At 72.5% G+C, this 20628-nt stretch carries 18 protein-coding genes; 8 read left to right on the top strand and 10 right to left on the bottom strand.

Annotated features, from left to right (window positions below; all coding sequences use genetic code 11):
• Window positions 1–524: 524 nt before the first annotated feature.
• Together OEIGOIKO_RS18765 and OEIGOIKO_RS18760 are read right to left on the bottom strand one after the other, a co-directional pair.
• Complete coding sequence (locus OEIGOIKO_RS18765) at window positions 525–1967, bottom strand: ArsA family ATPase (RefSeq protein WP_246177410.1); 1443 nt, start codon at window positions 1965–1967, stop codon at window positions 525–527.
• Window positions 1964–2959: an ArsA family ATPase gene (locus OEIGOIKO_RS18760; protein WP_125055033.1), complete on the bottom strand. Its 996-nt coding sequence runs from the start codon at window positions 2957–2959 to the stop codon at window positions 1964–1966. Before OEIGOIKO_RS18760 ends, OEIGOIKO_RS18765 begins: the two co-directional genes overlap by 4 nt.
• 151 nt (window positions 2960–3110) lie before the next feature.
• On the opposite strand from OEIGOIKO_RS18760, the gene OEIGOIKO_RS18755 reads away from it, so the two are divergent.
• From OEIGOIKO_RS18755 to OEIGOIKO_RS18740, 4 genes are all read left to right on the top strand, one after another.
• Window positions 3111–3272 carry a DUF4177 domain-containing protein gene (locus OEIGOIKO_RS18755; protein ID WP_003981536.1) on the top strand — a complete coding sequence of 54 codons (162 nt, stop codon included), beginning with the start codon at window positions 3111–3113 and terminating at the stop codon, window positions 3270–3272.
• A complete protein-coding gene (locus OEIGOIKO_RS18750) occupies window positions 3269–3733 on the top strand; it encodes a RidA family protein (RefSeq protein WP_125055032.1) in 465 nt (154 codons plus the stop codon). Before OEIGOIKO_RS18755 ends, OEIGOIKO_RS18750 begins: the two co-directional genes overlap by 4 nt.
• A 257-nt stretch (window positions 3734–3990) precedes the next feature.
• Window positions 3991–5001 carry an NUDIX hydrolase gene (locus OEIGOIKO_RS18745; RefSeq protein ID WP_125055031.1) on the top strand — a complete coding sequence of 337 codons (1011 nt, stop codon included), beginning with the start codon at window positions 3991–3993 and terminating at the stop codon, window positions 4999–5001.
• Window positions 4998–5834, top strand: a complete 837-nt coding sequence (locus tag OEIGOIKO_RS18740) for an MBL fold metallo-hydrolase (RefSeq protein ID WP_125055030.1) — start codon at window positions 4998–5000, stop codon at window positions 5832–5834. Before OEIGOIKO_RS18745 ends, OEIGOIKO_RS18740 begins: the two co-directional genes overlap by 4 nt.
• Before the next feature lie 126 nt (window positions 5835–5960).
• Here OEIGOIKO_RS18740 and OEIGOIKO_RS18735 read toward each other — a convergent pair whose 3' ends face one another.
• On the bottom strand, window positions 5961–6554 hold the full coding sequence (locus OEIGOIKO_RS18735) for a TetR/AcrR family transcriptional regulator (protein ID WP_125055029.1): 594 nt from the start codon (window positions 6552–6554) through the stop codon (window positions 5961–5963).
• Window positions 6555–6715: 161 nt separating this feature from the next.
• Between OEIGOIKO_RS18735 and OEIGOIKO_RS18730 the strand changes: the two genes are divergently transcribed.
• Window positions 6716–7912: an agmatine deiminase family protein gene (locus tag OEIGOIKO_RS18730; RefSeq protein ID WP_125055028.1), complete on the top strand. Its 1197-nt coding sequence runs from the start codon at window positions 6716–6718 to the stop codon at window positions 7910–7912.
• Window positions 7913–7992: 80 nt separating this feature from the next.
• Here OEIGOIKO_RS18730 and OEIGOIKO_RS18725 read toward each other — a convergent pair whose 3' ends face one another.
• A complete protein-coding gene (locus OEIGOIKO_RS18725) occupies window positions 7993–8667 on the bottom strand; it encodes a Crp/Fnr family transcriptional regulator (protein WP_003981529.1) in 675 nt (224 codons plus the stop codon).
• Between the two features lie 227 nt (window positions 8668–8894).
• Here OEIGOIKO_RS18725 and nth point away from each other — a divergent pair, with 227 nt between their 5' ends.
• The 3 genes from nth to OEIGOIKO_RS18705 all read left to right on the top strand — a co-directional run bounded on the left by nth (window position 8895) and on the right by OEIGOIKO_RS18705 (window position 12191).
• Window positions 8895–10064 (top strand): endonuclease III, encoded by a 1170-nt coding sequence (gene nth, locus OEIGOIKO_RS18715; protein ID WP_371858938.1) that lies wholly within the window; start codon window positions 8895–8897, stop codon window positions 10062–10064.
• 182 nt (window positions 10065–10246) lie between these two features.
• Window positions 10247–10978 carry an NUDIX hydrolase gene (locus tag OEIGOIKO_RS18710; RefSeq protein ID WP_125055027.1) on the top strand — a complete coding sequence of 244 codons (732 nt, stop codon included), beginning with the start codon at window positions 10247–10249 and terminating at the stop codon, window positions 10976–10978.
• Between the two features lie 13 nt (window positions 10979–10991).
• Window positions 10992–12191 carry a MarP family serine protease gene (locus tag OEIGOIKO_RS18705; RefSeq protein WP_125055026.1) on the top strand — a complete coding sequence of 400 codons (1200 nt, stop codon included), beginning with the start codon at window positions 10992–10994 and terminating at the stop codon, window positions 12189–12191.
• 67 nt (window positions 12192–12258) lie between these two features.
• On the opposite strand, the gene OEIGOIKO_RS18700 is transcribed toward OEIGOIKO_RS18705, so the two are convergent.
• The 6 genes from OEIGOIKO_RS18700 to OEIGOIKO_RS18675 form a co-directional block, all read right to left on the bottom strand.
• Window positions 12259–12456 (bottom strand): hypothetical protein, encoded by a 198-nt coding sequence (locus OEIGOIKO_RS18700; protein ID WP_125055025.1) that lies wholly within the window; start codon window positions 12454–12456, stop codon window positions 12259–12261.
• Between the two features lie 211 nt (window positions 12457–12667).
• On the bottom strand, window positions 12668–13594 hold the full coding sequence (locus OEIGOIKO_RS18695; protein WP_125055024.1) for an alpha/beta fold hydrolase: 927 nt from the start codon (window positions 13592–13594) through the stop codon (window positions 12668–12670).
• On the bottom strand, window positions 13591–14049 hold the full coding sequence (locus OEIGOIKO_RS18690) for a phage holin family protein (RefSeq protein WP_125055023.1): 459 nt from the start codon (window positions 14047–14049) through the stop codon (window positions 13591–13593). The genes OEIGOIKO_RS18695 and OEIGOIKO_RS18690 overlap by 4 nt, the downstream gene beginning before the upstream one ends.
• A 44-nt stretch (window positions 14050–14093) precedes the next feature.
• A complete protein-coding gene (nhaA, locus tag OEIGOIKO_RS18685; protein WP_371859025.1) occupies window positions 14094–15446 on the bottom strand; it encodes a Na+/H+ antiporter NhaA in 1353 nt (450 codons plus the stop codon).
• A 346-nt stretch (window positions 15447–15792) separates the two neighbouring features.
• On the bottom strand, window positions 15793–17757 hold the full coding sequence (gene acs, locus OEIGOIKO_RS18680; protein WP_125055021.1) for an acetate--CoA ligase: 1965 nt from the start codon (window positions 17755–17757) through the stop codon (window positions 15793–15795).
• A gap of 242 nt (window positions 17758–17999) precedes the next feature.
• Window positions 18000–20333: a SulP family inorganic anion transporter gene (locus OEIGOIKO_RS18675; protein WP_125055020.1), complete on the bottom strand. Its 2334-nt coding sequence runs from the start codon at window positions 20331–20333 to the stop codon at window positions 18000–18002.
• Between the last annotated feature and the right edge of the window lie 295 nt (window positions 20334–20628).

Raw genomic sequence — 20628 nt, 5'->3', positions numbered from 1 at the left:
GTGCGGTCGTGGTCCGCGCAGGATCGTGACCGGTGTTGGACGTTCCTGGTGCACGCCGGCGCGCCTGGTGTGCGGGCCTGCTCGGCGCGGCGTACGGACGTGAACACGAGCATGGCCGGTGTGCGGGTTCGATGCCGGCGCGGAGGTACGGGTCCTGCCCGGTCGGGATGAGGACGTACGAGTCGAGGACGTACGAGTCGAAGTCCCACGAGTCCAGGTCGTACGGATGTGCTGGCGTGTGCGGCGTGAGCGTGCGTGAAGGCCGTTGGACCGGTGGCCCTGTGGTGCCCTCGCTGCTCGGCCCAGCTCTCTGTCTCTGGTTGCCGTGGACCGCTGTTTCCGCCGCTTTCGCTGCTCCCGGGGTGTTGCACCCTTGGTCCCGCCCCTCTGAGGCCTCCTGGGCCCGTACAGGGCCGTTTCGCGGCTGTGCCGGTGCCGTGTCAGGGGCGTACCGTGATGTGGGTCTTGCCCGGACGGCCCCGGGGCAGTTCCTTGCCGCTCCCAGGGAAGTCCTCGGTCAGTGGTCAGTCCTGGGCGGGCCGGGTGTCGTCGTCCGTCCGTTCCTGGGTGGCGAGGCGGTCGCCGATCGCGCGCAGCCCCGCCAGGTCGTGCACGTCACCGGGCAGCGCGGCGATCTCCGCGACCGGGACCTCGGGATGCAGCGCGGTGAAGCGGTCGCGCGTCCGCCGCTCGCGGGCGAGTACGTGCATCCGCTCGGCGTGCAGCCGCAGCAGTCCGGCGGCGAGCCGTGCTGCCGACGGGGTGTCGTCCGTTGTCCGTGGGTCCGCCGCGGCGGGGGAGTGGCCGTCGGCGGTACGAGAGTCAGCCTTCCCGTCCGCTAGATCCACAATGCCGTCGCCGTCAAGATTTTCGGACCGGTCGCCGGACCGCTCCCCGCCGCCCGGCCCCTCGGCGGCGGCCCGGTCCCGGTCCGTGAGGGCCTCGGCGGCGGCCAGCGCCCGTTCCGCGCCGAGCTGGGCGGCGCCGCTGCCGTGCACCCGGTTCAGCACCAGCCCGGCCAGCGGCATCTGCTCGGCGGCCAGCCGCTCGACGAAGTACGCGGCCTCGCGCAGCGCGTCCCGCTCCGGCGCCGCCACGACGAGGAACGCGGTGCCGGGCGCCTGGAGCAGCCGGTACGTCGCGTCCGCACGGGTACGGAAGCCGCCGAACATGGTGTCCATGGCGGCGGCGAACGTCTGCACGTCGCGCAGCAGTTGACCACCCATGATCTTGCTGAGGGTGCCGGTCATCATCGACATGCCGACATTGAGGAACTTCATCCCGGCCCGCCCGCCGGCCTTCGCGGGCGCCATCAGCACCCGGATGAACTTGCCGTCCAGGAAGGACCCGAGCCGCTTCGGCGCGTCCAGGAAGTCGAGCGCGGACCGGCTGGGCGGGGTGTCGACGATGATCAGGTCCCAGGCGTCACGGGAGCGCAGCTGGCCCAGCTTCTCCATGGCCATGTACTCCTGCGTGCCCGCGAAACCGGCCGACAGGGACTGGTAGAAGGGGTTCTCCAGGATGGCGCGGGCCCGCTCGGCGTCCGCGTGCGCCTCGACGATCTCGTCGAAGGTGCGCTTCATGTCCAGCATCATGGCGTGCAGCTCGCCGCCCGCGCTCTCGTCGATGCCCTTGACCCGGCGGGGGACGTTGTCCAGTTCCGAGATGCCCATCGACTGCGCGAGCCGGCGGGCCGGGTCGATGGTCAGTACGACGGCCTTGCGGCCGCGCTCGGCGGCGCGTACGCCGAGGGCCGCGGCGGTCGTGGTCTTGCCGACGCCGCCGGAGCCGCAGCACACGACGATGCGGGTGCCCGGGTCGTCGAGCAGCGGGTCGACCTCCAGGAGGGCGGCGGGGGAGTTCAGCGAGCCGTGCCCGGAGGCGGGCGGCGCGGTATTCCGGGACGGCGCGGCGTCGGCGCTGTCGACGGGGGTGCCGTCGTCCGGGAGGCTTGCGTCCGCGCTCATATGGGCCCCTGTTTCCGGAGGTCTCGCGCGAGCCGGTACAGCCCGGCGAGGTCCACTCCCTCGGGGAGCAGCTCCAACTCGTAGGTCGGCAGGTCGAGACCGGCCAGCTCGGCGTGTTCGGCCCGCTCCAGGTCGACGCGTTGCGCGTGCTCGCGGGCTTCCTCCAGGAGGGGGTCGATGAGCCCGTCGGCCCACTGCACACCGGCCGCGCCGCGGCGCCCGCCGCGCAGGCCCGCCTCGGCGAGCGCCTCGGCGATGCCCCTGCGCGCCCCGTTGGCGGCGATGTCCACCTCGCCGGTGTCCAGCACCTCGGGCCGGGTCATGTTGATCACGACGCCGCCCACCGGCAGCCCGGCGGCGCGCAGCTCCGCGATGCCGTCCACGGTCTCCTGGACGGGCATCTCCTCCAGCAGGGTCACCAGGTGGACCGCCGTCTCGGGGGACTTCAGGACCCGCATCACGGCCTGTGCCTGGTTGTGGATCGGTCCTATCTTGGCCAGGCCCGCGACCTCGTCGTTGACGTTCAGGAAGCGGGTGATGCGGCCGGTGGGCGGGGCGTCCATCACGACGGCGTCGTAGACGAAGCGGCCGCGCTTGTCCTTGCGGCGCACCGCCTCGCACGCCTTGCCGGTCAACAGGACGTCCCGCAGTCCGGGCGCGATGGTGGTGGCGAAGTCGATGGCGCCGAGCTTCTTCAGGGCGCGGCCCGCGCCGCCGAGCTTGTAGAACATCTGGAGGTAGTCCAGGAGCGCCCGCTCGGCGTCGATGGCGAGGGCGTACACACCTCCTCCGTCGGGCCCGGGGGCCACCGCGATCTTGCGCTCCTCGTACGGGAGCGCCTCGGTCTCGAACACCTGGGCAATGCCCTGCCGGCCCTCGACCTCGACCAGGAGGGTACGGCGTCCCTCGGTGGCCAGGGCGAGGGCGAGGGCAGCGGCGACCGTGGTCTTGCCGGTACCGCCCTTGCCGCTGACGACATGGAGCCTGCTCACGCCAAGGAGCCTAACCAGTCCGGTGGCGGGCTACGCACGGGACCGGCGTCGGGTTGTGCGCCGGGGGCGCGGGAGGGGCGCGTACCGGCCGCGTGCCCGGGGCGCCCCGCCGCGTCCGCGCGCCGCCGGGACAGGCATTACGCTCGGCCCCATGACCAAGTGGGAATACGTGACCGTGCCGCTGCTCGTGCACGCGACCAAGCAGATTCTGGACACCTGGGGCGAGGACGGCTGGGAGCTGGTCCAGGTCGTGCCGGGGCCGAACAACCCCGAGCAGCTGGTGGCCTACCTGAAGCGGGAGAAGCAGGCATGAGCGCGGTGGAGGACAGGCTCGCCGAGCTCGGCCTGAAGCTGCCGCAGGTCGTGCCGCCGCTGGCGGCGTACCAGCCCGCGGTGCGCTCGGGCGCGTACGTCCACACCTCCGGCCAGCTGCCGATGGTGGACGGTGCGCTGCCGGCCACCGGCAAGGTGGGCGCCGAGGTCAGCCCCGAGCAGGCCAAGGAACTGGCCGCGACCTGCGCGCTCAACGCGCTGGCCGCCGTGAAGTCCGTCGTCGGCGACCTCGACAAGATCGTGCGGGTCGTCAAGGTCGTCGGCTTCGTCGCCTCGGCCCCCGACTTCACCGGCCAGCCCGGCGTCATCAACGGCGCCAGCGAGCTGCTGGGCGAGGTGCTGGGCGACAAGGGCGTGCACGCCCGTTCCGCGGTCGGCGTGGCCGTGCTGCCGATCGACGCGCCGGTCGAGGTCGAGATGCAGGTCGAGGTCGCGGACTGACGTTCCGCGCATGACTGCGTATGACCGTGTATGGCCGCCATGGCTGTGTATGACGGCGTATGACGGCGTATGACGGCGTACGGCCGGGTGTGACCGAGTGCGAACGGGGCGGGACCGGGGGGACCGGTCCCGCCCCGTTCGCGTACCCGCGACCCCGCGTCCGTACCGCGTACCCGGCCCCCGCGCCCGGCCCCCGCGCGCAGCGTTCGAAGAGGCGCCCCCTCGAACATCCGCGCGCCAGCGCATAGCATCCGGCCATGTCGTCGACCCCCAATGGCCAGTGGTACCCGCCGGAATGGCCGGCCCGCATCCGGGCCCTCGCGCACGGCGAGCTGACCCCGGCGGCGCCCCGCCGGGCCGCGACCGTTCTGCTGCTGCGGGACACCGGCACGGGCGGCCCCGCCGTCCACATGCTGCGCAGACGTACCTCCATGGCCTTCGCCGGCGGCGCGTACGCCTACCCGGGCGGGTCCGTCGACCCGCGCGACGAGCGGCCGGTGGCCTGGGCCGGGCCCTCGCTCACCGAGTGGGCCGGGCGGCTGGGTTTCGGGGCGGGCGAGGAGGCCGCGGCGCAGGCCGTGGTCTGCGCGGCCGTCCGGGAGACCTTCGAGGAGGCCGGTGTACTCCTCGCCGGCACCACCGCCGGGACCGTGGTCGCCGACACCACCGGTGACGACTGGGACGCGGACCGCGCGGCGCTGGTCGCCCACGAACTGTCCTTCGCGGACTTCCTGGACCGCCGCGGACTGGTCCTGCGCAGCGACCTCCTGGGGGCGTGGGCCCGCTGGATCACCCCGGAGTTCGAGCCCCGCCGCTACGACACCTGGTTCTTCGCGGCGGTGCTGCCCGAGGGCCAGCGCACCCGGAACGTCTCCACGGAGGCCGACCGTACGGTGTGGATCCGCCCCGCCGAGGCCGCCGCCGGCTACGACCGCGGCGAGCTGCTGATGATGCCGCCGACGATCTCGACACTGCGCGGCCTGGAGGCGTACGGGACGGCCGCCGAAGCCCTCGCGGCGGCCGCCGGCCGGGACCTGACGCCGGTGCTCGCGCAGGCGGAGCTGAAGGACGGTGAGATCGTCCTGAGCTGGCCGGGGCACGAGGAGTTCACCAAGCACCTCACCCCGGTCGCCGCGCCCGCCTCCGGAAGCCCCGCCTCCGGAAGCCCCGCCACCGGAAGCCCCGCCACCGGGCCGTCCGCGACCGGGAGCCCGGCCGCCATGCCGCCCCCGAGCCCGCCCACGACCACGGGAGAGTCCACCGCATGACGTACGCAGCCGCCCTGCCCGGCCGGCCCCGCGCAGGGGACATCGCCGGACCCGCCACCGACCGCGCCCGGTGCGTGCTCGCCCCGAACCCGTCCCCGATGACCCTGGACGGCACCAACACCTGGATCGTCGCCGAGCCGGACGCCGACGTGGCCGTCGTCATCGACCCCGGGCCGCTGGACGAGACCCACCTCAAGGCGGTCGTGGACGCCGCGGAGCAGGCCGGGAAGCGGGTCGCCCTCACCCTGCTGACGCACGGTCACCCGGACCACGCCGAGGGCGCGGAGCGCTTCGCCGAGCTGACCGGCTCCCCGGTGCGGGCCCTGGACCCGGCGCTGCGCCTGGGCGACGAGGGGCTGGCCGCCGGGGACGTGATCACCACCGGTGGCCTGGAGCTGCGGGTCGTACCGACCCCCGGGCACACCGCCGACTCGCTCTGCTTCCACCTCCCGGCCGACGCGGCCGTGCTGACCGGCGACACGATCCTGGGCCGCGGGACCACCGTCGTCGCGCACCCGGACGGCCGGCTGGGCGACTACCTGGACTCGCTGCGGCGGCTGCGGTCCCTGGCCGTCGACGACGGCGTCACGACCGTCCTGCCCGGCCACGGGCCCGTACTGGGCGACGCCCGGGGCGCGATCGAGTTCTACCTCGCGCACCGCGCCAACCGGCTGGCCCAGGTCGAGACGGCGGTCGAGGCGGGGTACCGCACGCCCTCGGAGGTCGTCGCGAGCGTGTACGCGGACGTGGACCGCATGCTGTGGCCCGCGGCCGAGCTGTCCGTACGGGCGCAGCTGGACTATCTCGGGGAGCACGGGCTGATCGAGGGTTGATTCAGGGGAACCCGGTTCAGAGGGGGCACGGGCCAGGGGAGTCCGGCAGAGGGAGTACGGGCCAGGGGAGCCCGAGCCAGGGGGACGGGCCGGGGGCCGGTGCCCTGCCCTCGGGCCGCTGCCGCCTCAGTCCGCTTCCGCCGCCGGGCCCAGTTCGCGTTCGATGCCCCCGCGCAGCAGCTCGCGGGCGCGCTCCAAGGGGACCGAGCCGCTGAGCCAGCGTGTGCTGAGCCCTTCCACCAGCGCGGTCAGCCGCTCGGCGGCGTCGGCCACCGGGGCGTTCCGGTCCGCCGTGCCGGCGGCCTGAGCCTCCCGTACGAGGTCGGCCACGTCGTCCGTCCACTGCCGGGTCGCCTCGCGCAGCTGCTCCCGCAGCCCGGTGTCGAAGACGGCGCTGGACTGGAACTCGCCCCAGGCGGTGCTGTTCTCCACCAGCTCCGGGGTGTCCTGGAGTTCGCGCAGCAGCATCTCCTCCAACTGCGCGCGGGGGCCTGCCGTGCGGACGGTCTCCGGGTCGGGCGCCGTGCAGCGTTCGGCGCGTTCGCCGATGAAGTCCAGGGTGCGGCGGAGCAGCTCGGCCCGGCCGCCGAAGTGGTAGTAGATCAGCCCGGTGGAGACGCCGGCCGCGGCCGCGATCTCCTCCACCCGCAGGCCGCGTACGCCGCTTCGCGCGATGGTGCGGGTCGCGGCTTCCAGGATCTGCAGTCGGCGCTCGGACACAGTCGCCCACCGTACTCGGTACCCGGCCGGCGCTGACCGGTCGCCGTCGGGTTCTCGGCGGTGCTACGTTCGACGGGAGGACTGACTGAAAATTCAGTCAGTACCTGGAGGCGGCTCGCCTCCGGCGTCGGCGGGCGGGCCGGAAGGGAGAACAGCCGGTCATGAACCGACCTCGACGTCTTTTGACGCGCCGCGGGCTGCTCGGGCTCGGCGGTCTGGGAGCGCTCGCCGGTACGGGCTTCGCGTACGCCGCGTGGGGGCCCCGGCCACCCGGGTCCTCCCGGCCCTCCGGCGCATCCGGGCCCTCTGGGCACGCCACACCGGCCACCGCGGCCGTCCCGGCCCGGATGCCCGCCGAGTGGCGGCCCCATGCCGCTACGTACCTCGCCTGGCCGCCGGCCGACTCCCTCTGGAAGGACCAGGCCCCCGCCGCGCAGCGCGACATCGCGCGGCTGGCGCGCACCCTCGCCGAATACGAGCCGGTGGCGTTGCTGGCCGGTCCGGAGGAGGAGGAACGGGCCCGCCGGGCGTGCGGTACGGCGATCGAGATCGTGCCGGTGCCGGTCGACGACCTGTGGATACGCGACACCGGCCCGGTCTTCGTCATCCGGCCGGGTGCGTCACCGGGGCCCGGCCTGGCGGGCGTGGACCTCCACTTCAACGGGTGGGGCGGCAAGCAGCGTCACCCGCGCGACGCCCAGGTGGCCGGCAGGCTGCTGGGCCACGGGGAGACCACCCGTATCGATGCCGGGATCGTCGCCGAGGGCGGTTCCGTGGAGGTCGACGGCGAAGGAACCCTGCTGGCCACCGAGAGCTCGCTGGTCAACACCAACCGCAACCCGGGCAGGACGCGGACCGGCATCGAACGGGAACTGAAGCGGGTGCTGGGCGTGACGCGGGTGATTTGGCTCGCGGGCGTGCGCGGCGCGGACATCACCGACTGCCATGTCGACACCGTCGCGCGCTTCGTGGAGCCGGGCATCGTCGCCCTGAACCGGCCCTGGCACGGGGACGGCCCGGACGTCTGGACGCGGGTGTACGAACAGGCCCGTGGCGTCCTCGCACAGGCCCGCGACGCCCGGGGCAGGCGGCTGGAGATCGTCGAGATCGTGGAGCCCGACCCGTACGCGATCGGCGACCGGGGGGAGGAGTTCCTGTCCTCGTACCTGAACTACTACGTGGCGAACGGTGTGGTGGTCCTGCCCCGCTTCGGCGACCGCCGGGCCGACGACCGGGCCGCCGGGGTGCTGCGCGACCTGCACCCGGGCCGCGACATCCGGCAGATCCCGATCGACGCGGTCGGCGAGGGCGGGGGCGGCATCCACTGCGCCACGCAGCAGCTGCCGAGGGTGCCGTAGGGCCGGGTGGCCGGTTTCACGCGAAAGGGTCCCGCCCCTTCGGGGAGCAGGACCCTATCGGTGCCGTGCGGCGGCGGGCGTCAGCGCGAGCGCTTCGCCAGACGTTCCACGTCCAGCAGGATCACCGCGCGCGCCTCCAGGCGCAGCCAGCCGCGGCCCGCGAAGTCCGCGAGGGCCTTGTTGACCGTCTCGCGCGAGGCGCCGACCAGCTGGGCCAGCTCCTCCTGCGTGAGGTCGTGCACGACGTGGATGCCCTCCTCGGACTGCACGCCGAAGCGGCGCGACAGGTCCAGGAGCGCCCGGGCAACCCGGCCCGGAACGTCGGAGAAGACCAGGTCGGACATCTGGTCGTTGGTCTTGCGCAGGCGGCGCGCGACGGCGCGCAGCAGCGCCGTGGCGACCTCCGGGCGGGCGTTGAGCCAGGGCTGCAGGTCGCCGTGGCCCAGGCCCAGCAGCTTGACCTCGGTCAGTGCGGTGGCGGTGGCGGTACGCGGGCCCGGGTCGAACAGGGAGAGCTCGCCGATCAGCTCACCGGGGCCGAGCACCGCGAGCATGTTCTCCCGTCCGTCCGGGGAGGTGCGGTGCAGCTTCACCTTGCCCTCGGTGACCACGTACAGGCGGTCGCCCGGGTCCCCTTCGTGGAACAGGGCGTCGCCGCGGGCGAGCGTGACCTCTCCCATCGAGGCGCGCAGCTCGGCCGCCTGCTCATCGTCGAGCGCCGCGAAGAGCGGTGCGCGCCGCAGAACGTCGTCCACGAGATCTCTCCTTGTCGACATGCTCAAAGGGACCTTGGTCCCCATCATGCCGGAATGCAAAACAGTGCGATCAATCACAAGGATGCCGGACCCGTGGCGCAAGCCATACGGCAGGGGGCCGATTGGACCCACCGGCACTGGTGATCGGACCGGATGTCGGTGGGTGGCCTTAGTCTGGCCGAGTGTCCAATACGCCGGTGAGAGCACAGGACAAGGGGGCTGAGCGAGTGAGCGCGGGCCGTGATTCCGCTGTGGGCGAACAGGCGCCCGCCGAAGCCGCGAAAGCGGTGAAATCCGGGGAAAAGGTGCACAAGGCAACGACACGGAAGAAGTCCGCCGCCACGGCCGCAACCGGGACCTCTGCCGCGAAGAAGACCACGGGGAAGACGGCCGCCGCGAAGACGGCCGCCGCGAAGACGGCCGCTGCGAAGAAGACCGCCGCGAAGAAGACCGCCGCGGCGAAGTCCGCTGCGAAGAAGACCACGGCCAAGAAGGTCACGGCCGGGGGCACCGCGGCGAAGAAGACCGCCGCGTCGAAGACCCCCGCCAAGAAATCGGCCGCCAAGGTCCCCGCCAAGACGGCCGGAGCCGCTCCCGCCAAGGCAACCGCCGCCCCCACCCGCGCCCTCAAGGACGAGTCCCGCACCGCCATGGTCCGCCGCGCCCGTCGCATGAACCGCGAGCTGGCCGAGGTGTATCCGTACGCCCACCCCGAGCTGGATTTCCGTAACTCCTTCGAGCTGCTCTGCGCCACGGTGCTGTCCGCGCAGACCACCGACCTGCGGGTCAACCAGACCACCCCGGCCCTGTTCGCCGCCTACCCCACCCCGGAGGACATGGCCGCCGCCGATCCGGAGCGGCTGGAGGAGCTGATCCGGCCGACCGGCTTCTTCCGGGCCAAGGCGAAGTCGCTGCTGGGCCTCTCGACGGCGCTGCGGGACCGTTTCGACGGCGAGGTGCCCGGCCGCCTGGAGGACCTGGTGACGCTGCCGGGCGTCGGCCGCAAGACCGCCAACGTCGTCCTGGGCAACGCGTTCGGCGTGCCGGGCATCACGGTCGACACCCACTTCGGCCGGCTGGTCCGGCGCTTCGGCTGGACGGAGCAGACGGACCCGGAGAAGGTCGAGGCGGAGATCGCCGAGATCTTCCCCAAGAGCGAGTGGACGATGCTCTCGCACCGCGTCGTCTTCCACGGCCGCCGCGTCTGCCACTCCCGCAAGCCCGCCTGCGGCGCCTGCCCCATCACGCACGACTGCCCTTCGTACGGTGAGGGCGAGCTGGACCCGGAGAAGGCGAAGAAGCTGCTCAAGTACGAGATGGGCGGTCAGCCGGGCCAGCGGCTGCGGCCCCCGGCCGACTATCCGGGACAGCCCGCGCCGCCGCTGGCGGGCCGTTGAACGCCGCCCGCGTCCGGCGCCCGCGGCCCCGGCGCGCCGGGGCCCGTTCCGCCCCGCGCGGGACGAAAGCGTCACATCCCGGTGGGGAACCGGACCGGCCGCTGCCGGACTCACCCCCAAGAGGACCGGCCACGGCCGCATGACCATCGATCCCACCGATCCAAGGGCCTGAGGGGGCGCGTATGACGAGCGCACGGGAGCAGTACGGCAAGACAGCGGCGTACGGGGCGGACGGCGCGTACGGCGCGTACGCCGCGGATGTCAGCTCCGACGGCCTGCCGGACTGGCTGGCGCCGGTCGCGCGCGCCGCCGCCACGATCGAGCCCCACCAGCTCAGCAGGTTCCTGCCGCCCGAGAGCGGCGGCCGGCAGTCCGCCGTCCTGGTCCTCTTCGGGCACGGCGACCGCGGCCCGGAACTGCTGCTCATGGAGCGCGCGGGCACCCTGCGCTCGCACGCCGGCCAGCCCTCGTTCCCCGGCGGCGCCCTCGACCCGGAGGACGGTGATCCGGAGGGGGAGGGCCCGGTGCGCGCCGCGCTGCGCGAGGCGTGGGAGGAGACCGGGCTGGACCCGTCGGGTGTCCAGGTCTTCGGTGTGCTGCCGCGGCTGTACATCCCCGTGAGCGGCTTCGTCGTCACGCCCGTCCTGGGCTGGTGGCGGGAGCCGAGCCCGGTGGGTCCGGTGGACGCGGCGGAGACCGCCCGGGTCTTCACGGTTCCCGTGGCGGATCTCACGGACCCCGCGCACCGGGTGACGGCCCGCCACCCCAGCGGTCACGTGGGCCCCGCCTTCCTCGTCGAGGACGCGCTGGTCTGGGGTTTCACGGCCGGGGTGATCGACCGGATCCTGCACTACGCGGGGTGGGAGCGGCCGTGGGACCGTACGAAGCAGGTCCCGCTCGACCGGCGCGCGTGAGACGGTGGCGGGCGTGAACGTGCTGGACATCGTGTTGCTGCTCGCGGCCGTGTGGTTCGCCGTGGTCGGCTACCGCCAAGGCTTCGTCGTCGGCATTCTGTCCGTGATCGGCTTCCTCGGAGGCGGCCTGGTCGCGGTCTATCTGCTGCCCGTGATCTGGGACCAGGTCACCGACGACGCCACCCCGGGCACCTTCGCGGTGATCGCCGCGGTGGCCATAGTGGTCGTCTGTGCCTCCGTGGGACAGGCGCTGACCACCCATCTGGGCAACAAGCTGCGGCGCTACATCACCTGGTCACCGGCGCGCGCCCTGGACGCCACCGGGGGCGCGCTGGTCAACGTCCTGGCGATGCTGCTGGTCGCCTGGCTCCTGGGCTCCATGCTGGCCCGGACCTCGATACCGACGGTCGGCAAGGAGGTCCGCAGCTCCAAGGTGCTGCTCGGCGTCACCCAGGTGATGCCGGAAGAGGCGACCAACTGGTTCCAGGACTTCCAGTCGGTGCTCAAGCAGAACGGCTTCCCGCAGGTCTTCACACCCTTCTCGAACGAGCCGATCCGCGCGGTGCCGGCCCCGGACCCCAAGCTGGCCGGCAGCCCGGTGGCTGCCCAGGCGCGCAAGAGCATCGTCAAGGTCGTCGGTACGGCCCCGAGCTGCGGCAAGGTCCTCGAAGGCAGCGGCTTCGTCTTCGCGCCGCACCGGGTCATGACCAACGCGCACGTGGTGGGCGGCGTCAAGGAGCCGACCGTCCAGATAGGCGGCGAGGGCCGTACGTACGACGCGAAGGTCGTCCTGTACGACTGGGAGCGCGACATCGCGGTGCTCGACGTGCCGTCGCTGCCCGCGCCCGCGCTGCGCTTCGCGGCGGACGACGCGAGCACCGGCAAGGGCGCCATCGTCGCCGGCTTCCCGGAGAACGGCGGCTACGACGTCCGCGCGGCCCGTATCCGCAGCCGCATCCAGGCCAACGGCCCGGACATCTACCACCGCGGCACGGTCGACCGTGACGTGTACTCCCTGTACGCCACGGTCCGGCAGGGCAACTCCGGCGGCCCGCTGCTCACGCCGAGCGGCGAGGTGTACGGAGTGGTCTTCGCCAAGTCCCTGGACGACGCCCACACCGGCTACGCGCTGACCGCCGACGAGATCCGCGAGGACATCACCAAGGGGCGTACGGCCGAGCGGGCGGTCGACAGTCAGGGGTGCGCGATGTGACGGGACGCCGGACCGGGCCGGGCCGGGCGGGAGCGGAGGCCGCCCCCGCCCGGGGCCCCGGCGGAGGTCAGGTCCGTGGATGCTTGAGGCGCGCGGTCACCCAGCGCGCCCGGCGGCGCAGGATGTGCGGAATGCCCAGCGGGTGGGCGAGCTCGGGAGACTCACCGGACACAAGGTCCGAGGAACCCCTCTCCTGAGTGCCCACTGCAGCGGCGCTGCTGCGGCGGTTGCGTGCCACGTCACGGTAGTCGTGCGTCCAGCCCATACCCACGACTCTGCCCGGGCCCCGGGCTCCGTAACCGCCCGGCGGCCCGTCAATTGGCCTATGCGGGCGGCAATTGGCTGTTCGTCATACGCACGTTCGGATCCGGTCGGCGTGTCGCCCCGTCCGGCCCCCGCGTGGCACCCCGCCGGCCCCCGCCGAAGCGGCCCGCCGGCCCCTGCCGGTCCGGCCCCTCGGCCCTCGCCGACCCGGTCTACCGGTCCGGCTCCGGGTCCTTCAGCCAGTTGATCAGCTCGGCGGAGAACGCCACCGGGTCCTCCTCGTGCGGGAAGTGCCCGAGCCCGTCGAAGAGCCGCCAGCGGTACGGGGCCTCCACGTACTCGCCGGAACCGGCCGCGCTGCGGGTGCGCATCACGGGGTCGAGCGAGCCGTGCAGATGCAGCGTCGGCACCCGTACGGGCCACTTCATGCGCCGGTTGAACTGGATGCCGTCCGGCCGGGCCATCGACCGGACCATCCAGCGGTACGGCTCGATCGCGCAGTGCGCCGTCGAGGGGATGCTCATCGCCCGCCGGTAGACCTCGACGTCCTCGTCCTCGGGCAGCCGCGGCCCGGACCAGTCCCGGATCAGGCGCCCCACCAGGGCGGCGTCGTCGGCCATCAGCTTGCGCTCGGGCAGCCACGGCCGCTGGAAGTTCCATACGTAGGAGCTCTGCCGGCTCTGCTTGAAGTCGGCCAGCATGGCCGCGCGCCAGCGGCGGGGGTGCGGCATCGAGGACACCGCCAGCCGCCGTACCAGCTTCGGCCGCATCACGGCCGCGGTCCACGCCAGGTAGCCGCCGAGGTCGTGGCCGACGATCGCGGCGTCCGGCTCGCCCAGGGACCGTACGACCCCGGTGATGTCCAGGGCCAGGTTGGCCGGATCGTAGCCGCGGGGCGTGCGGTCGCTGCCGCCCACGCCCCGCAGGTCCATCGCCACCGCACGGAAACCCGCTCCGGCGAGCGCCGGGAGCTGGTGGCGCCAGGTCCACCAGAACTGCGGGAAGCCGTGCAGCAACAGCACCAGCGGGCCGTCACCCATCTCGGTGATGTGGAAACGCGCACCGTTGGCCGCCACGTCCCGGTGGGTCCAGGGACCTTCGGGACGTACGACCGAGTCGGAACTGTCGGTAGCCGTCATACGGAGGAGCGTGTCACAGACTCCAGCACCGGGTGGTCCTCGGGGACCGCCCGCGGATGCGGCTTGACGTTCCCCAGTACGGCCGCCGTCTCCTTGGCCGAACTGATGGTCTTCTCCGGCTTCTTGATCTTCTTGAGCTTGCTGACCGCGATCAGGACCAGCAGCAGGGCGACGATCAGGAAGGCGCCGCCCACGATAAGGAAGGACCAGGCGAGGCCGAGGCCGAGGTTGTGGATGCCGTAGGCGGCGGCGAAGCTCAGGACCGGCAGCGCGAACAGTGCCAGCGCGCCGGCCACCAGGAACGCGGCGCTGCCGATGCCGGCCCGCTTGGCGTCCTGCCGCAGCTCGGCCTTGGCCAGTGCGATTTCGTCGTGCACCAGTGCGGACATCTCGGCGGTGGCCGTGGCCACCAGCTGCCCGAGGCTGCGGTCCGCGCCGTCGTCGGCTGTGCTCATCGACGTCTCCCTCTTGTCTTCTCCCGGATGCAAAGCCTCTCAGATCATGCCGGACCATCGTCCCCGGCGTTCGCGCCGGAGGCCACTTCGGCAAGGCGGCGGTGTTCCGCGGCCTTCGCTTCGAGGAGTTTCGCCATCCGCAGGTGGTACTCCGGGTTGCCCAGTTCGTACACGTCCGGAATGCCGTCCTGGTCCTCGTCGCGGTCCTCGTCCTCGCACAGCTTCTTGTACTTGGCGTTACGTATCTTCAGCAGGATTCCGGACAGCACCGCGGCGATCAGCGAGCCCGTCAGCACGGCGGCCTTGATCTCGTCGGTCAGCAGCGGGTCGTCGGTGAAGGCCAGCTCGCCGATGAGCAGCGAGACCGTGAAGCCGATGCCGGCGAGGGAGGCGACGGCGAAGAGGTCCGGCCATCTCAGGTCGGGGTTCAGCTCCGCTCTGGTGAAGCGGGCCGCGCACCAGGTGCCGCCGAAGATGCCGAGGGCCTTGCCGACGACCAGGCCGAGCACGACGCCGAGCGTCTCCGGCTTGGTGAACACGTCGTGCAGCGCGCTGCCGGAGATCGACACGCCCGCCGAGAAGAGGGCGAACAGCGGCACCGCGAGACCGGCCGAGACGGGCCGCACCAGGTGTTCGATGTGCTCGCCGGGCGACTGCTCCTCGCCGTCGCGGCGGTGGCAGCGCAGCATCAGGCCCATGGCGACGCCCGCGATGGTGGCGTGGATGCCGCTGTTGTACATCAGGCCCCAGATGACCAGGGCGAGCGGTACGTAGATGTACCAGCCGCGGACGCCCTTGCGCAGCAGCAGGTAGAAGACGGCGAGGCCGGCGACGGCGAAGCCGAGCGCCAGGAAGTTGAGCTGCGAGGTGAAGAAGACCGCGATGATCAGGATCGCGAAGAGGTCGTCGACGACGGCGAGGGTGAGCAGGAAGGCGCGCAGCGCGGACGGCAGGGACGTGCCGATGACGGCGAGCACGGCCAGCGCGAAGGCGATGTCGGTGGCGGTGGGCACCGCCCAGCCGTCCATCGAGCCGCCGCCGACGGTGTTGACCACGAAGTAGACGAGGGCGGGCATCGCCATGCCGCACAGCGCGGCGACCACCGGGAGCGCGGCTTTCTTGGGTTCGCGCAGGTCACCCGCGACCAGCTCGCGCTTGAGCTCGATGCCGGCGACGAAGAAGAAGACGGCGAGCAGGCCGTCGGCGGCCCAGTGCTGGAGGGAGAGGTCCAGTCCGATGGAACCGATGCCGAGGTGGAAACCCCGTACCGACTCGTAGCTGTCCCCGAGAATGTTGGCCCAGAGGAGGGCCACGACGGCGGCGACGAGCAGCAGGACGCCGCCCACGGTCTCGGCGCGCAGGGCGTCCGCGATGAAGTTCCGCTCGGGCAGGGACATCCGCCCGAGGAATATGGATCGGCGGTTGTGGGGCGCGCTCACGCGAGGACCTCCGGTGTTTCGGCAGCTGGATACGGCTGTTGCAGTTGCCGACCAGACTTCCCGGCGCACCTTTGGTATTTGTCGCGTTCTTGACGCGATCCCTACTGTACCCGGGCTGCGAGGGGAACATTCCGGCGATCTTCACCTTACGGGCAAATGGTGCGATCGGCCGCCCGGCGAGGGGTACGGGGCGCCCGGAACAGGCGAGGGGCACCCGGCCGGTCTGCGGACGGGTGCCCCTCGGAGTGGCGGTCACTCATCGGCACACGCGTTCGGACGCGCGGTGCCGGGCGCGACCGCCCGGTCAGTCCTCGCTGGCCGCGCCGGGCAGCTTCGCCTGGATCAGGTCCATCACGCCGGAGTCGGTGAGCGTCGAGACGTCGCCCAGGTCGCGGTTCTCGGCGACATCGCGCAGCAGCCGGCGCATGATCTTGCCGGAACGGGTCTTCGGCAGCTCGGCCACCGGCAGGACGCGCTTGGGCTTGGCGATCGGGCCCAGCTGCTTGCCGACGTGTGCCCGCAGCTCCTCCACCAGTCCCTCGTCCTCCGCCGTGGTGCCGCGCAGGATCACGAAGGCGCAGATCGACTGGGTCGTCTGCGGGTCGGTCGCGCCGACGACGGCGGCCTCGGCGACCTTCGGGTGCGAGACCAGCGCGGACTCGACCTCGGTGGTGGAGATGTTGTGGCCGGACACCAGCATCACGTCGTCCACCCGGCCGAGCAGCCAGATGTCGCCGTCCTCGTCCTTCTTCGCGCCGTCACCCGCGAAGTACTTGCCCTCGAAGCGCGACCAGTAGGTGTCCAGGTAGCGCTGGTCGTCGCCCCAGATGGTGCGGAGCATGGACGGCCACGGTTCGGTCAGGACCAGGTAGCCGCCGCCCCCGTCCGGCACCTCGCGGGCCTCGTCGTCCACGACGGTGGCCGCGATGCCGGGCAGCGGGCGCTGCGCCGAGCCGGGCTTGGTCTCCGTGACGCCGGGCAGCGGGCTGAGCATCATGCCGCCGGTCTCCGTCTGCCACCAGGTGTCGACGATGGGGGCCTGGTCGGCGCCGATGTGCTTGCGGTACCACATCCACGCCTCGGGGTTGATGGGCTCGCCCACCGAACCGAGGACCCGCAGCGAGGACAGGTCGTACTTCGCGGGGATGTCGTCGCCCCACTTCATGCAGGCGCGGATCGCGGTCGGCGCGGTGTACAGGACCGTGACGCCGTACTTCTGCACGATCTCCCACCAGCGGCCCTGGTGCGGGGTGTCGGGCGTGCCCTCGTAGAGCACCTCGGTCGCGCCGTTGGCCAGCGGCCCGTAGGTGATGTAGGAGTGGCCGGTCACCCAGCCGACGTCGGCGGTGCACCAGTAGACGTCGGTCTCCGGCTTGAGGTCGAAGACGGCGTGGTGGGTGTAGGCCACCTGGGTGAGGTAGCCGCCGGTGGTGTGCAGGATGCCCTTGGGCTTACCGGTGGTGCCGGAGGTGTAGAGGATGAACAGGGGGTGCTCGGCGTCGAACGCCTCCGGGGTGTGGGTCTCGCTCTGCCGCCCGACGACATCGTGCCACCACACGTCGCGGCCCTCGGTCCAGGCCACGTCCTCCTGGCCCGTACGGCGTACGACCAGCACGCTGCGCACGTTCTCCGTACCGGGCTTGGTCAGTGCCTCGTCGACGGCGGGCTTGAGGGCGGACGGCTTGCCGCGGCGGTAACCGCCGTCGGCGGTGATCACGACGCGGGCGTCGGCGTCGTTGATACGGGTCGCCAGCGCGTCGGCGGAGAAGCCGCCGAAGACGACCGAGTGCGGCGCGCCCAGGCGGGCGCAGGCCAGCATGGCGATGACGGCCTCGGGGATCATCGGCAGGTAGATCGCGACCCGGTCGCCGGCCGTGACGCCCAGCTCGGTCAGCGCGTTGGCGGCCTGGGAGACCTCGCGCTGCAGCTGCGCGTAGGTGATCGAGCGGGTGTCGCCGGGCTCGCCCTCGAAGTGGATGGCGACGCGGTCGCCGAGCCCGTTCTCCACATGCCGGTCCACGCAGTTGTACGCGACGTTGAGCTTGCCGTCGGCGAACCACTTGGCGAACGGGGGATTGGACCAGTCGAGGGTCTCGGTGGGCTCGGTCGCCCAGGTCAGACGCTTGGCCTGGGTGGCCCAGAAGCCCAGCCGGTCCGCCGCGGCCCGTTCGTACGCCTCGGCGGTGACGTTGGCGTTCGCGGCCAGTTCGGCGGGCGGCGCGAACCGCCGCTCCTCCTTGAGAAGATTGGCCAGGCTTTCGTTGCTCACGTCATCTCCCATTCAGGGCGTGCGATGTCTCTCCCGGCCATAGCTCATCAGCCCACCACCCGCCCTGACAAGGGTTGCCGCCAAAAATTGGTGTAGACCTTTATTGATGCGCAGGTCAAGTGGTGTTTACGGGTGGGTTTATGGGGCCCGGGGAAGGGGTGAAGGGCGGACCCTGGGCTGACGGCGGGCATGGCGCGGCGAGGCCGGGTGCAGGCACCCGGCCGGAGCCGCGCCACAGGCTCCTAGGCCCCGGCCACCCGCACACTCCGCCCGCCCGCCGCCGCTTCCGGCCGCACCGCGCGGAACCGGCCCGTGCCGCGGTCGAGGACGTACGCCTGGGCCTCGGCGACGTGGAAGTACATGCCGTGCAGGGTGAGCGCGCCCTCGGCGACGCGGTGGGCGACGCACGGGTACGACATCAGGTGGTCGAGCTGCTGGACGACGTTGACCAGCGCGAGCCGCTCCACGTCGTCGGCGACCGGGCGTTCGGCGAGCGCGACTTCACCGCGTCCCAGCCGGCCGATCCGCTGCATCCGCGCCAGGCTCGGGCGGCCGTGCCGCAGCCAGCGCGCGAGCGGGGTCCGCGCGCCCGGCTCGTGGTCCGCGCCGAGCAGCGCCTGCATCGCGCCGCACCCCGAATGCCCGCAGACGGTCAGCGAACCGACCTTCAGCACCTCGACCGCGTACTCGATGGCCGCGCCCACCGAGTCGCACGCGGCGTCCGTACCGGGCGGCGGCATCAGATTGCCGACATTGCGGACGGTGAACAGGTCACCCGGGCCGCTGGAGGTGATCATGCTGGTGACCAGCCGGGAGTCGGCGCACGTCAGGAAGAGCTGGGTGGGCCGCTGCCCCTCGTGCGCCAGCCGGGCCAGCTCGTCCCGTACCAGCGGGGCCGTGTGGCGCTGGAACGTGCTGACCCCGACGAGCAGTTGGTCGCCGCTGGTCCGCGGGGCGGCCGTGGTCTCTTCGGGCGGGCGGGTGCAGTGGTGGTTGCGCCACGGCGTCCACGGGCGGCAGTGGTGGGCGCTCGCGGGCTCCGCGATCGGGCTCCCGGCGCGGCCGCCGAGGGTCACCCAGCCGCCGCCCGCGCGATGCCCGTCGGACCAGGCCCGCAGGGCCTCGTACGCGGCGTGGTCCATGAACGAGCCTCCCAGTTCGACGACGGTGTCCGCGCCGGCGGGCACCTGGGCGAGCGCCCGGGTCAGCCTCGGTACCGCGAGAAAGGTCAACTGCCCGTTGACCCGGACCCGGTGGCGGCCGCCCTCGGCGCCGACCGTGACCCGGGTGTGGGTCAGCCGCCGCAGCGACAGGAAGACGGCGACCCCGACGCCCAGCACCACCCCCTGGAGGACGCCGAACAGCACCACACCGCCCAGGGTGACCGCGTAGACCGGGAACTCCCGGTGCCGCTGCACATGTTTGATGTGCGCAAAGCTCACCATCCGTACGCCCATGACCATCACCAGCGCGGCGAGGGCGGCCAGCGGGATCAGCTCCAGCGCCGTGGCGAGCAGGCCGGCGCAGAGCACCACCCAGGCGCCGTGCAGCACGGTGGCGCGCCGGCTGACGGCGCCCGCCCGCACGCTCGCCGAGCCGCGCATCGCGCCACCGGCCACCGGGAGCCCGCCCAGCAGTCCGGACACCACGTTGGCGACGCCCTGGCCCGTCAGTTCGCGGTTCAGGTCCGTACCGGACGTGGCGACGCCGCGGTCGGCGGCGAGGCGGTCCACCGCGACCGCCGACAGCAGGGACTCCATGCTGGCGACCAGGGTGACGGTCAGGACGGCGGCGACGATCCCCAGGACCGGCCCGTCCGGGAGGGCGGGCAGGGCCTGCAGCGACCACTCGGGCAGGGCGACGCGCGGCACCGGCACCGGCACGGCCGCGCTCACGGTCGTCGCGGCGGCCACCGCCGCCAGCGGGGCCGGGACCGACCGCAGCGCCCGGCCGGCCCGCCCGGGCAGCCGCGGCCAGCCGGCGAGCACCGCGACCGTGACGGCACCGATGAGCAGGGCGGCGGTGTGCGGGTGCGCCAACTGGCCGGGCAGCGCGGCGACGTTGTCGACGGCCGAGCTGTCGGGGCTGCCGCCGAGCACCACGTGGAGCTGCCCGACGGCGATCGTGACGCCGATGCCCGCGAGCATGGCGTGCACGATCGCGGGGCTGATCGCGAGCGCTCCCCGGGCCACCCGTACGGCGCCGAGCGCGAGTTGGGCCAGCCCGGCGAGGACCGTGATGGCGCAGGTGGCCCGCCAGCCGTACCTCTGCACCAGCTCGGCCGTGACCACGAGCAGGCTCGTCGCCGCTCCGCTGACCTGGAGGGGAGCGCCGCCGAGCAGCCCGGCGGCGATGCCGCCGACGGCCGCGGCGACCAGGCCCGCCTGGAGGGGTGCCCCGGTGGCCAGGGCGAGGCCCAGCGAGAGCGGTACGGCGATCAGGAAGACGACGACCGAGGCGGACAGGTCGCCGCGACGGGCAGCGGCCCGGTCGGCGGGCGGCGGGGGCTGGGTGCGGGGCGTGCTCGGAGCACCGGTCGGTCCTGGCGGCCCTGGCGGCTTCTGTAGCTGCGACATTCCCGTCTCCTCCGGGGCGGCGCGGTCGCGCGGGGCGCGATCGTGGGCGGCGGTGTACTGCGGCGGGACGCGAGCCGGCCGGCTGGTGCCACGGTGTGTGACGGCCCGGTGACTCTCAAGCATCGGTAAATGAAGCGTAATGACGCGTAAAGGCACAGAGAAGCCTTTTCAGGCATTCGGGTCTGTCGTTCCGTCTTTCGAGTGAATGCGACGACGAGTCGCTTGTACCTTACGGCCCATCCCATGGCTTATGCGGGCTTAAAAACGGTTAATCACTTTTTCTGATGTTTCCGTT

The organism is Streptomyces paromomycinus (assembly GCF_003865155.1).
GTDB lineage: Bacteria > Actinomycetota > Actinomycetes > Streptomycetales > Streptomycetaceae > Streptomyces > Streptomyces chrestomyceticus.
Note: the sequence above shows the minus strand (reverse complement) of the source record. Positions and strands in the feature narration are given on the sequence as shown.

Coding starts and splice junctions, on each gene's coding strand:
- OEIGOIKO_RS18765 (WP_246177410.1), bottom strand. CDS start 1,967: ATGAGCGCGGACGCAAGCCTCCCGGACGACGGCACCCCCGTCGACAGC.
- OEIGOIKO_RS18755 (WP_003981536.1), top strand. CDS start 3,111: ATGACCAAGTGGGAATACGTGACCGTGCCGCTGCTCGTGCACGCGACC.
- OEIGOIKO_RS18750 (WP_125055032.1), top strand. CDS start 3,269: ATGAGCGCGGTGGAGGACAGGCTCGCCGAGCTCGGCCTGAAGCTGCCG.
- OEIGOIKO_RS18745 (WP_125055031.1), top strand. CDS start 3,991: ATGTCGTCGACCCCCAATGGCCAGTGGTACCCGCCGGAATGGCCGGCC.
- OEIGOIKO_RS18740 (WP_125055030.1), top strand. CDS start 4,998: ATGACGTACGCAGCCGCCCTGCCCGGCCGGCCCCGCGCAGGGGACATC.
- OEIGOIKO_RS18730 (WP_125055028.1), top strand. CDS start 6,716: ATGAACCGACCTCGACGTCTTTTGACGCGCCGCGGGCTGCTCGGGCTC.
- OEIGOIKO_RS18710 (WP_125055027.1), top strand. CDS start 10,247: ATGACGAGCGCACGGGAGCAGTACGGCAAGACAGCGGCGTACGGGGCG.
- OEIGOIKO_RS18700 (WP_125055025.1), bottom strand. CDS start 12,456: ATGGGCTGGACGCACGACTACCGTGACGTGGCACGCAACCGCCGCAGC.
- OEIGOIKO_RS18695 (WP_125055024.1), bottom strand. CDS start 13,594: ATGACGGCTACCGACAGTTCCGACTCGGTCGTACGTCCCGAAGGTCCC.
- OEIGOIKO_RS18690 (WP_125055023.1), bottom strand. CDS start 14,049: ATGAGCACAGCCGACGACGGCGCGGACCGCAGCCTCGGGCAGCTGGTG.
- nhaA (WP_371859025.1), bottom strand. CDS start 15,446: ATGTCCCTGCCCGAGCGGAACTTCATCGCGGACGCCCTGCGCGCCGAG.
- OEIGOIKO_RS18675 (WP_125055020.1), bottom strand. CDS start 20,333: ATGTCGCAGCTACAGAAGCCGCCAGGGCCGCCAGGACCGACCGGTGCT.